10 protein-coding genes and 1 pseudogene are annotated in these 11,601 nt (G+C 64.0%); 10 read left to right on the top strand and 1 reads right to left on the bottom strand.

All coding sequences use genetic code 11. The features are described from left to right. Positions 1 to 3 precede the first annotated feature (3 nt). From YWC_RS0125285 to lpxC, 8 genes are all read left to right on the top strand, one after another. Complete coding sequence (locus YWC_RS0125285; protein ID WP_027867867.1) at positions 4 to 975, top strand: D-alanine--D-alanine ligase; 972 nt, start codon at positions 4 to 6, stop codon at positions 973 to 975. Positions 976 to 981: 6 nt separating this feature from the next. Then, positions 982 to 1,806, top strand: coding sequence for a cell division protein FtsQ/DivIB (locus YWC_RS0125280; RefSeq protein WP_027867866.1), 825 nt, complete (start codon positions 982 to 984; stop codon positions 1,804 to 1,806). Between the two features lie 13 nt (positions 1,807 to 1,819). Further along, positions 1,820 to 3,052 carry a cell division protein FtsA gene (gene ftsA, locus YWC_RS0125275; protein ID WP_027867865.1) on the top strand — a complete coding sequence of 411 codons (1,233 nt, stop codon included), beginning with the start codon at positions 1,820 to 1,822 and terminating at the stop codon, positions 3,050 to 3,052. 178 nt (positions 3,053 to 3,230) lie between these two features. Next, the gene (gene ftsZ / locus YWC_RS0125270; RefSeq protein WP_027867864.1) at positions 3,231 to 4,427 is read left to right on the top strand and encodes a cell division protein FtsZ; all 1,197 of its coding nucleotides are present in this window, start codon (positions 3,231 to 3,233) and stop codon (positions 4,425 to 4,427) included. A 302-nt stretch (positions 4,428 to 4,729) separates the two neighbouring features. Next, on the top strand, positions 4,730 to 5,233 hold the full coding sequence (locus YWC_RS0125265) for a peroxiredoxin (RefSeq protein ID WP_027867863.1): 504 nt from the start codon (positions 4,730 to 4,732) through the stop codon (positions 5,231 to 5,233). 48 nt (positions 5,234 to 5,281) lie between these two features. Further along, positions 5,282 to 5,731 carry a GNAT family N-acetyltransferase gene (locus YWC_RS0125260; RefSeq protein WP_027867862.1) on the top strand — a complete coding sequence of 150 codons (450 nt, stop codon included), beginning with the start codon at positions 5,282 to 5,284 and terminating at the stop codon, positions 5,729 to 5,731. Positions 5,732 to 5,766: 35 nt separating this feature from the next. Next, complete coding sequence (locus YWC_RS0125255) at positions 5,767 to 6,609, top strand: DMT family transporter (protein WP_036216046.1); 843 nt, start codon at positions 5,767 to 5,769, stop codon at positions 6,607 to 6,609. Between the two features lie 49 nt (positions 6,610 to 6,658). Then, the gene (gene lpxC / locus YWC_RS0125250; protein ID WP_027867860.1) at positions 6,659 to 7,594 is read left to right on the top strand and encodes a UDP-3-O-acyl-N-acetylglucosamine deacetylase; all 936 of its coding nucleotides are present in this window, start codon (positions 6,659 to 6,661) and stop codon (positions 7,592 to 7,594) included. A gap of 197 nt (positions 7,595 to 7,791) precedes the next feature. Here the strand turns inward: lpxC and YWC_RS0125245 are convergent, their stop codons facing one another. Beyond that, complete coding sequence (locus YWC_RS0125245) at positions 7,792 to 8,259, bottom strand: DciA family protein (RefSeq protein WP_027867859.1); 468 nt, start codon at positions 8,257 to 8,259, stop codon at positions 7,792 to 7,794. A 295-nt stretch (positions 8,260 to 8,554) separates the two neighbouring features. Between YWC_RS0125245 and secA the strand changes: the two genes are divergently transcribed. Further along, positions 8,555 to 11,338, top strand: a complete 2,784-nt coding sequence (secA, locus tag YWC_RS0125240) for a preprotein translocase subunit SecA (RefSeq protein WP_027867858.1) — start codon at positions 8,555 to 8,557, stop codon at positions 11,336 to 11,338. Positions 11,339 to 11,459: 121 nt separating this feature from the next. Then, positions 11,460 to 11,601: pseudogene (locus YWC_RS33140) on the top strand (IS110 family transposase); the annotation flags it as partial.

Below are 11,601 nucleotides of genomic sequence, written 5' to 3'. Positions count from 1 at the left end.
ATCGTGAACGTAACTACTCCCACCTTTGATCCGGCATCCTTCGGCAAGGTCGGCGTGCTGTTCGGCGGCCGCTCCGCCGAACGCGACGTGTCGATCATGTCCGGCACCGGCGTCCTCAACGCCCTGAAATCGCGCGGCGTCGATGCCCACCCCTTCGACCCGGGCACCCAGAGCCTGGCCGAACTGGCCGAGCAGAAGTTTGACCGTGTCTTCATCGCGCTGCACGGCCGCTACGGCGAGGACGGCAGCCTGCAGGGCGCGCTCGAGCAGCTCGGCATTCCCTACACCGGCAGCGGCGTGATGGCGTCCGCCGTCGGCATGGACAAGATCACCACCAAAAAGATCTGGAAGATGGACGAGATCCCGACGCCGGACTACATGGCGATCGATCCGTCCACCGACCTCGACGAAGTCCTGGTCGCGCTCGGCCTGCCGATGATCGTCAAGCCGCCGCTCGAAGGGTCGACCATCGGCATTACCAAGGTGAACAAGGCCGACGAGCTGAAGGCCGCCGTCGACCTGGCCATCGGCTTCGACCCGGTAGTGCTGGCCGAGGAATTCGTCACCGGGCGCGAGTTCACCGTCGCCGTGCTGGGCACCGGCAAGACTGCGCGCGCCCTGCCGATCGTCGAGATCGTGGCCCCGGAAGGCAACTACGACTACCAGAACAAGTACTTCACCGACGACACCCGGTACCACTGCCCGGCGCCGCTGGATGCGGCCCTGACGGAAGAGATCCAGCGCCATGCCGTGAACGCCTACCGCGCGCTCGGCTGCGAGGGTTGGGGCCGGATCGACGTGCTGGTGCGCAAGGAAGACATGCGTCCCTTCCTGCTCGAAGTGAACACCTCGCCGGGCATGACCTCGCACTCGCTGGTGCCGATGGCCGCGCGCGCGGTGGGCATCGGCTACGAAGACCTGTGCCTGGAAATCCTGGCGTCCGCCCGCCTGAAGATGGCGAAGGCAAAGGAATAAGAACGCATGTGGCATGACGTCCGCGCCCTCAACGCAACCGCCAGCAGCCTGGTGGCGCTGACCGTGCTCGCCGTCCTGGGCTCTGGCGTGTGGTGGCTGTCCCAGCTCCCCATGTTCTCGCTGCGCGCGGTGACGGTGGAAAGCATGTACCAGCTGCCGCTACGCCACGTGAACGAGCTCACGGTGCGCAACGGCGTGGTCGGCAAGATCCGCGGCAACTTCTTCACCACGGACCTGGAAGGGGTGCGGGCGACGTTCGAATCGGTGCCATGGGTGCGGCGCGCCACGGTGCGCCGCGAATGGCCGGACCAGCTGATCGTCGAGGTGGAAGAGCACGAGGCGCTCGGCACCTGGGGCGAGGATGGCCGCCTGCTGTCGGTCAAGGGCGACGTATTTACCGCCAACCTGGCCGAGGCCGACGACGACCACGAGCTGCCGGCCTTCAGCGGCCCGCGCGGCAGCGAGAAGGAAGTGCTGGCCCGCTTCACCGAACTGCGTTCGCTGTTTGCGCCGGTACAGCTGGCGCCGATGGCGCTGTCGCTGTCCGACCGGTATGCCTGGACCGTAAAGCTGGACAACGGCATGAGCGTGGCTTTGGGGCGCGAGCAGGACAAGGACACGCTGAAGAAGCGCGTGCAGCGGCTGGTGGGCGTCTACCCGCAGCTGGTCGCGCGGCTGCAGGAAGGGCGCATCGACACCATCGACATGCGCTACCCGAACGGCCTGGCGCTGTCCTCGGCGGCGCTGGCTGTGCCGGATGACGTCACCAAGCCGGTGAAGCCGGCAAAGAAAAAACCGAATCAACCTAACAAAACAACCAAGCAAACATAAGCAGGCAACAGCAATGACTAAAGACGCGAAGAACCTGATCGTCGGCCTCGACATCGGCACCTCGAAGGTGGTGGCGGTCGTGGCCGAAGTGATGTCCGACGGACGCCACGAGGTGATCGGCCTCGGTCAGCACGAGTCGAAAGGATTGAAGAAGGGCGTGGTCGTGAACATCGAGGCCACCGTCGAGTCGATCCAGCGCGCGCTCGAGGAAGCGGAGCTGATGGCCGACTGCAAGATCCGCAACGTCTATGCTGGCATCGCCGGCAGCCATATCCGTTCGTTCAACTCGAGCGGCATGGTTGCGATCAAGGACAAGGAAGTCACCGCCACCGACGTGGCGCGCGTGATCGAGACCGCCAAGGCGGTCAACATCCCGACCGACCAGCAATTGCTGCACACGGTGCCGCAGGAATTCATCGTCGACAACCAGGAAGACGTGCGCGAGCCGATCGGCATGAGCGGCATCCGCCTGGAAGTGCGCGTGCACATCGTCACCGGTGCGGTATCCGCGGTCCAGAATATTGTAAAGTGCGTGCGCCGTTGCGGGCTCGAGGTCTCGGACCTGATCCTGCAGCCGATTGCTTCGGCCGACTCCGTGCTGACGGTCGACGAAAAGGAACTGGGCGTGGTCCTGATCGACATCGGCGGCGGCACCACCGACATCGCCGTGTACTCGGATGGCGCGATCCGCCACACCGCCGTGCTGCCGATCGCAGGCGACCAGATCACCAGCGACATCGCGATGGCGCTGCGCACGCCGACCGGCGAAGCCGAGGACATCAAGATCCGCTACGGCGTGGCCAAGCAGGTGCTGGCCGACCCGGGCGAGACGCTCGAGGTGCCGGGGCTGGGCGACCGCGGACCGCGCGCCCTGTCGCGCCAGGCCTTGGCGGCCGTGATCGAGCCGCGCGTCGAAGAACTGTTCGCGATGGTGCACACGGTGGTGCGCGAGTCGGGCTACGAGGGCGTGCTCTCGTCGGGCATCGTGCTCACCGGCGGCAGCTCGATCATGCCGGGCATGATCGAGATGGCCGAAGACATCTTCCTCAAACCGGCGCGCCTCGGCACGCCGGAGTACCGCGGCCAGCTGGCCGACGTCGTGCGCAGCCCACGCTACGCCACGGTGCTCGGCCTGCTGCTGGAAGCGAAGAAGCAGTACCTGCGCGGACACATCGTCACGCGTCAGGATGGTTCGGTGAAAGCAGTGTGGCAGCGCATGAAGGAATGGATAGCGGGTAACTTCTAAAAGCGAGAGCAGGGATTAACAGTCGGGCAAGGCGTGAATTTTTTCAGTACGTCAGCAACAAAGCGTTCACGGGTAAAGATTTTTTAAATACAATCGCTACTTCCGGTTTCAGGGCTCTGCCAGGGGCCTGGCACCAGTCTTGAAACGGAAGCGGCAACTTGAAAATTGGGAGTTCGATATGGAGTTCGATATGGTCGATAACGCAGCACTGGGAACCGTTATCAAAGTTGTCGGCGTCGGCGGCGCCGGCGGCAACGCGGTTCAGCACATGATCAACAAGGGTGTGTCCGGTGTCGAGTTCATCGCCGCAAACACGGATGCGCAGGCGCTTGCCGTTTCGAGCGCAAACAACATCATCCAGATCGGCGAGTCCGGCCTGGGCGCGGGCATGCGTCCGGAAGTGGGCCGCCAGCTCGCCGAGCAGTCGCGTTCGCGCATCGAAGATGCGCTGCGCGGCGCGCACATGGTCTTCATCGCCGCCGGCATGGGCGGCGGCACCGGCACCGGCGCCGCGCCGATCGTCGCCGAAGTGGCCAAGACCATGGGCGCACTGACCGTTGCCGTGGTCTCCAAGCCGTTCTCCTACGAAGGCGACAAGTGCATGCAGGTCGCCGAAGCGGGCCTGGAAGAACTGACCAAGCACGTCGACTCCCTGATCGTCATCCTCAATGAAAAGCTGGAAGACATCTACGAAGACGAATCGATGCTCGACTGGATGAAGCACGCCGACGACGTCCTGAACAACGCCGTCGCCGGTATCGCCGAGATCATCAACGTGCCGGGCCACATCAACGTCGACTTCAACGACGTGAAGACCATCATGAGCGAGCAGGGCAAGGCCATGATGGGCACCGCGACCGCGTCGGGCGTGGACCGTGCGCGCATCGCCGCCGAGCAGGCTGTGGCATCGCCGCTGCTGGACGGCATCGACCTGTCGGGCGCCAAGGGCGTGCTGGTCAACGTGACCGCTAGCCGTGGCCTGAAAGGCAAGGAGATCAAGGAAGTCATGGCCGCCGTGCGCGCCTTCGCGGCGCCGGACGCCTCGATCGCACAGGGCATCGCCTACGACGACGCGATGGGCGACGAGCTGCGCGTGACCGTGGTCGCGACCGGCCTGGGCAAGAACAAGAAGATGCAGCTGGTGCAGCCGCAGCAGATGCTCAAGACCGGCACCTACAACGCCCCGGTGATGGCTGGCGCCTCGACCGTGGCCGGCGGCCTGACCATGGGCCACGCAGGCGGCGACGCCATGGGCGGCATGAAGCAGCCGGCCGTGTGGCGCCGCGAGCAGGCATCCGAGCAGGTGCAGGCGATGCAGCGCAACGGCGTCGAAACCTACGACATCCCGGCCTTCCTGCGCAAGCAGGCTGACTAAATCAGTCTGAGTCGGACTCCAGAGGCCAGCGCAAGCTGGCCTTTTTCTTTGGTGCGTACTGGTTCGGTTCCCTCGACCACCAGCCTATGAGTCGTCATCCCGGCGAAGGCCGGGATCCAATTCCGTGCCGCCGCACCAAGCGCACGCCGTAGTGGTACGCAAACAAAATTGGATTCCGGCTTTCGCCGGAATGACGGGCTAAAGATGCGGGCCGAAATTTACGCTAACTCTGCTCCTTCGCTGCAAGCTCCCGCCACATCGGCGATAATTGCCAGATTCTCAAAACTGAAGGAGCACACCCCATGACCATCCAGATCGGCGACCGCCTGCCGGAAGGCTCCCTGCCGGAATTCATCGAAACCGAAACCGCAGGCTGCTCGCTGGGCCCGAACACCTTCAACGTGAGCGAACTGGCGAAGGGCAAGAAGATCGTCATCTTCGGCCTGCCGGGCGCCTACACCCCGACCTGCTCGGCTCAGCACGTGCCGGGTTTCGTGAAGAATGCCGAGGCACTGAAGGCCAAGGGCGTGGACGAGATCTGGTGCATCTCGGTGAACGACGCCTTCGTGATGGGCGCCTGGGGCCGCGACCAGAAGGCCACCGGCATCGTGCGCATGATGGCCGACGGTAACGCCGACTACTCCAAGGCCCTGGGCCTGGACGCCGACTTCTCGAAGCACGGCATGGGCACCCGCTGCAAGCGCTACTCGATGCTGGTCGAAGACGGCGTCGTCAAGCAGCTGAACGTGGAAACCGCTGGCTTCGAAGTCTCGAGCGCCGAAAAGATGCTGGAACAACTGGGCTAAACTGCCCGCTACTCCGTGCAAACGGCGCTGCGGCGCCGTTTTTCAATCATGATCATCAACGCCGAATCTCCTGACCAGCCCGAAGTGCGGGCCATGCTGGACCAGCTCGACGCCTACTGCGCGGCGCTGTACCCGGCCGAATCCAATCACCTGATGGACATCGCTTCGCTGCTGGCCGGCGACGTGCTGTTCCTGGTCGCGCGTGACGTGGAAGGCAGGGCGGTCGGCTGCGCGGCGCTGGCCAATCGTGGCGGCTATGGCGAAGTCAAGCGCATGTATGTCGAGGAAGCAGGCCGCGGCCGCGGCATCGGCAGCAAGCTGCTGGAGCAATTGGTGATGTTCGCGCGCATGTCGGGACTGCAGGTCCTGAGGCTGGAAACCGGCATCCACCAGCCGCAAGCGATCGCCCTGTACGAGCGGATGGGCTTCGTGCGCCGCGACGCCTTCGGCGACTACCGCCCCGACCCCTTGAGCCTGTTCATGGAAAAGCACTTGTGAAGCGGCCCACCGGAAACCTGTACAGCATCTACGCGATGGTGCTGGCCGTGTTCATGTTCGCGCTGATGGACACGGTGATGAAGCTACTGTCGCAAAGTTACCCGGCGGTCCAGGTGGCCGCGCTGCGCTCGCTCACCTCGCTGCCGCTGATCGCCGTCTACGTCGGCATCAAGGTCGGCTACGGCGACATCTTCCGCATCCGCTGGCCCCTGCATATCCTGCGCGCGGTGCTCGGCATCGCCATGCTCAGCTTCTTCGCATTCGGCATCCGCAAGCTGTCGCTGGCCGAGGCCTATACGATCTTCTTCATCGCGCCGGCGATCATCACTGCGCTCTCCGTATGGTTCCTGAAGGAGCGTGTCGACGTACCCCGCTGGATTGCCATCTCCGTTGGACTGTGCGGCGTGCTGGTGGTGCTGCGCCCGAGCGGCGCCGGCTTCCTCACCATCGGCGGCCTGGCCGTGCTGGGGGCGGCCGCGATGTACGCGGTCTCGGCGATCACGGTCGGCATCCTGGCCAGGACCGACCGCAGCGAGCACATGGTGTTCTGGCTGATGGTCATGATGTCGATCGGCGCCGGCTTGCTGGCGGCGCCGGGCTGGGTCGGGATGCGGACGGGCGATATCCCGCTGTTGCTGGGCCTGGCCTTGAGCGGTTTCATCGGCCAGCTGGCCATCACCGAAGCCTTCGCCAAGGGGGACGCCTCGAGCGTGGCTCCGTTCGAGTACACGGCCCTGGCCTGGGCGGTCGGCCTCGACTGGATGCTGTGGCAAACCTTGCCGGACGGCTGGACGGTGGTGGGCGCGGCGATCATCATTGGCAGTGGTATGTATCTGATTCGCCACGAAAAAGTGCACGTGGAGTCGGATCATCCGTAAGGACGGCGTGGCCTCAGCGGGCCAATAAGCGCTGGGCTATAATCGCCGGATGCTGAAACAACGAACCATCAAACAGGTCGTCCGCACCACCGGTGTCGGCGTCCATTCGGGCACCAAGGTCGAACTGACCCTGCGTCCGGCGCCGCCGGGCGCCGGCATCACCTTCCGCCGCGTCGATTACGATCCCATCGTCGCCATCCCGAGCGCGGCCGATGTGGTCGGCGAGACCCGCATGGCCACGGTCCTGATCAAGGACAACGCGCGCGTCTCCACCGTCGAGCATCTGATGTCGGCCTGCGCCGGCCTCGGCATCGACAACCTGACCGTGGACGTGACGGCCGAAGAAATCCCGATCATGGACGGCTCGGCGGCTTCCTTCGTGTTCCTGCTGCAGCAGGCCGGGCTGGAAGAGCAGGATGCGCCGAAGCGGTTCATCCGCGTGCTGAAGGACGTCGAGATCCGCCAGGGCGAGGGCAAGAACGAGAAGTGGGCGCGCCTGTCGCCCTACGACGGCTTCAAGCTCGACTTCTTCATCGAATTCAACCACCCGGCCGTGGACGGCACCATGCAGCGCGCCTCGGTGGATTTCGGCGACGTCTCCTACGTGCACGACGTGGCGCGGGCGCGCACCTTCGGCTTCATGCAGGACGTGGAAACCCTGCGCGGCATGGGCCTGGCGCGTGGCGGCTCTCTGGAGAACGCGATCGTGATGGACGAGTACCGCATCCTGAATGCGGACGGGCTGCGCTACGAGGACGAGTTCGTGCGCCACAAGATCCTCGACGCGATCGGCGACCTGTATATCGTCGGCCACCCGCTGCTGGCCAGCTACACGGCCCACAAGTCGGGCCATGCGCTCAACAACGAACTGCTGCGCAAGCTGTTGGCAACGCCGGATGCTTACGAGTGGGTGGAGTTCGATTCGCTGAGCGAGGCGCCGCCGTCCTACCTGCGGCAAATGACGCGGGAGTGGGCGCAGATGTGATTCTGTGGTGCACGCCCAGTCTTATGGCGTGCATGCAGAAATTGGGTTCCGGCCTTCGCCGGAACGACGGTTTTTAGGGCGGTGGAGTAAACGATAGTTACTTGTTGCCACTAGCAGTAGTACGTCGTACCGGCGAAGGCCGGTACCCAAGTTAGCGGCAAACCGCTAGCGTGTCGTTTAGCCAAAGAAGCAAAGAACTACTTCCGCTTCTCGGCCAGCCTGCGCAAGGCCGCCACCAGATCCTTGTTCTGGCTGGTGTCCTCCAGCGATTCGGCCAGTTCCTCGAAGGCCTGCACCGCGGTCTTCGGCAGCTCCAGGGTGCGCATCTGCGGCTTGTCGTCCGGCATGGCGCGTGCCACCTGCACCTTCAGCTTGACCGATTCCACCGCCCAGCCGCGCTGCGCCAGCGCCGACTGCAGCTTGGGCAGCATCTGCTTCATCCTTGCCGCGACGGCCGAGCTCGGCACGGCCAGCACCAGCACCCCGTCCTGGAACGAGATCACGTCGGTATTGCCGGCCATGACGGGCAGGATGGCGGCGCAGTCGGACTGCAGGCGCGCCATCCGCATCGCGGCGGGCAGGAGGCTGGCCATGCGGTCGTTCTTGCGCAGGAAATCCGTCGCGACGATCGAGGTCTGCCGGTTCTTGGTACCGTAGATATGCACTGGTAAACAGGGACAGGAAAAAGGGAGCAAAAGAGCGGGTTCGCTATGCCCGCAACATACCATATTCGCCGCCCGTGCGCGGGCGAAGGGTCCTGGGAACGTGGCGCGTGGTGCACGCGCAGTGCAATTTGATAACATTCTGCTGTTCAGCAGCCTTGTTATCCTGCCCAATGACCCCAAGTGTGGCCGGATCGCATGATAAAATCAGTAGCTTTTTGCCATAGGCGGTCTTCGGCGCCTTGTATTCACAGGTGCCCCTGGCTCTTTTTGCGGCGTAATTTTCTAGAACACAGCAATGTCATTCCTGACCCAGATTTTCGGCAGCCGTAACCAGCGTCTGCTCAAGCAATACCAAAAGACCGTGCGTCAGATCAACGCGCTCGAGCCCCAGATGGAAAAGCTGTCTGACGCCGAACTGCAAGCCAAGACGCCCGAATTCAAGGACCGCCTGGCGAAGGGCGCGACGCTCGACGACATCCTGCCGGAAGCGTTCGCGGTCTGCCGCGAAGCCGCCAAGCGCGTCATGAAGATGCGCCACTTCGATGTCCAGCTGATCGGCGGCATGGTCCTGCACGAGGGCAAGATCGCCGAAATGGGCACCGGTGAGGGCAAGACCCTGATGGCGACCCTGCCGGTCTACCTGAACGGCCTGTCCGGCAAGGGCGTGCACGTCATTACCGTCAACGATTACCTGGCCCAGCGCGACGCCGAATCGATGGGCCGCCTGTACGGCTGGCTCGGCCTCTCCACCGGCGTGAACCTGTCGCAGCTCGACCACGACAGCAAGCAGAAGGCCTACGCCTCGGACATCACCTACGGCACCAACAACGAATTCGGCTTCGACTACCTGCGCGACAACATGGTCTACGACGTGCGCGAACGCGTGCAGCGCAGCCTGAACTTCTCGGTGGTCGACGAGGTCGACTCGATCCTGATCGACGAAGCCCGTACCCCCCTGATCATCTCCGGCCAGGCCGAGAACCACACCGACCTGTACCACCGCCTGAACGCGCTGCCGCCGCTGCTGACCCAGCAGATCGGCGAAGAGACTCCGGACGGCAAGGGCAAGATCGAAGTCCCGGGCGACTACACCAAGGACGAGAAAGCGCACACCGTGCTGCTGACCGAAGCCGGCCACGAAAGGGCCGAGGCCATCCTGACCGAATGGGGCCTGCTGCCGGAAGGCGCTTCGCTGTACGACGCCGCCAACATCACCCTGATCCACCACCTGTACGCGGCGCTGCGCGCCCACGTCCTGTACCACAAGGACCAGCACTACGTGGTGCAGAACAACGAGGTGGTGATCGTCGACGAATTCACCGGCCGCCTGATGACGGGCCGCCGCTGGTCCGACGGCCTGCACCAGGCCGTGGAAGCCAAGGAAGGCGTGCGCATCCAGAACGAGAACCAGACCCTGGCCTCGATCACCTTCCAGAACTACTTCCGCATGTACAGCAAGCTGGCCGGCATGACCGGTACGGCCGACACCGAAGCCTACGAATTCCAGGAAATCTACGGCCTCGAGACCGTGGTCGTCCCGCCGAACAAGCCGTCGCAGCGCAAGGACCGCCAGGACCAGGTGTACAAGTCGGCCGAAGAGAAGTACAACGCGATGCTCAACGACATCCGCGACTGCTACGAGCGCGGCCAGCCGGTGCTCGTGGGTACCACCTCGATCGAGAATTCGGAACTGCTGTCGGGCATCCTGAACAAGGCAAACCTGCCGCACAACGTGCTCAACGCCAAGCAGCACGCCCGCGAAGCGGAAATCATCGCGCAGGCGGGCCGTCCGAAGATGATCACCATCGCCACCAACATGGCGGGCCGCGGTACCGACATCGTCCTGGGCGGCAACGTCGAGAAGCAGATCCAGCTGATCGAAGCCAACGACGCGCTGTCGGACGCCGACAAGGAAGCGCAGTCCAAGGTGCTGCGCGACGAATGGCAGTCGCTGCACGACCACGTGGTGGGTGCCGGCGGCCTGCACATCATCGGTACCGAGCGCCACGAGTCGCGCCGGGTCGACAACCAGCTGCGCGGCCGTTCGGGCCGCCAGGGTGACCCGGGCTCCTCGCGCTTCTACCTGTGCCTGGACGACCCGCTGCTGCGCATCTTCGCCGGCGACCGCGTGCGCGCGATCATGGAACGCCTGAAGATGCCGGAAGGCGAGCCGATCGAGGCGGGCATCGTGACCCGCTCGATCGAGACCGCCCAGCGCAAGGTCGAGGCCCGCAACTTCGACATCCGCAAGCAGCTGCTGGAGTACGACGACGTCGCCAACGACCAGCGCAAGGTGATCTACACCCAGCGTAACGAACTGCTGGAATCGGTCGACATGGCCGAGCTGATCGCTTCGCTGCGCGTGGGCGTGTTCACCGACCTGGTGCGCCAGTACGTGCCGGCCGAGTCGGTCGAGGAGCAGTGGGACATCGCCTCGCTGGAATCGGTGCTGGCCGCCGAGTGGGGCCTCACCATCCCGCTGCAGAAGATGCTGGCCGACGAGCCGAACCTGAACGACGACGACATCCTCGAGCACGTGCTGAAGGCGGCCGCGGAGTCCTACGACACCAAGGTGGCGGTGGTCGGCAAGGAATCCTTCGGCGGCTTCGAACGCAACGTCATGCTGCAGAGCCTGGACACCCACTGGCGCGAACACCTCGCGGCGCTGGACCACCTGCGCCAGGGCATCCACCTGCGCGGTTACGCGCAGAAGAACCCGAAGCAGGAATACAAGCGCGAAGCCTTCGAGCTGTTCAGCGACATGCTGGACCGTATCAAGAACGAAGTGATCCGCACCGTCATGACGGTCCGCATCCAGACCCGCGAGGAAGTGGAAGCGGCCGAAGCGGCGATGGCGGCGCAAGTGGCGCAGCTGGAAAACATCAACTTCCAGCACGCCGACTTCAACCCGTCGGCAGCGCCGGAAGAGCTGCTCAACCCGAACCCGGTGCGCGCCGATTCGGCGGCGGTGGCGGCGGAAGACCACAGCACCTACATGGGCATGAAGGTCGGCCGCAACGATCCGTGCCCATGTGGTAGCGGGAAGAAGTTCAAGGCTTGCCACGGCAAGCTGGCCTGAACTGCCGGGTAGCATTGTAGTAGAAGAGGCCGGGTCGATGACCCGGCTTAATGAGATGGTCCCCCTCCACCCTGCAAGGTACTAATCTTGTGGGGTGTGTTCTTTCTGGACGGAGGCCATCATGCAAGACGTCACTCTCATCGGTATCGACCTCGGCAAGCACAGCTTTCACGTGCACGGACAGGATCGGCACGGCAAGGCGCTGCTGCGCAGGAAGTTCGACCGTAAGCACCTGATCACGTTTCTCGCTAACTTCCAGCCGT

Origin of the sequence: Massilia alkalitolerans DSM 17462, assembly GCF_000427785.1 — a bacterium.
Taxonomy (GTDB): Bacteria; Pseudomonadota; Gammaproteobacteria; order Burkholderiales; family Burkholderiaceae_D; genus Telluria; species Telluria alkalitolerans.
This window is presented reverse-complemented; position numbering and strand designations above follow the sequence as displayed.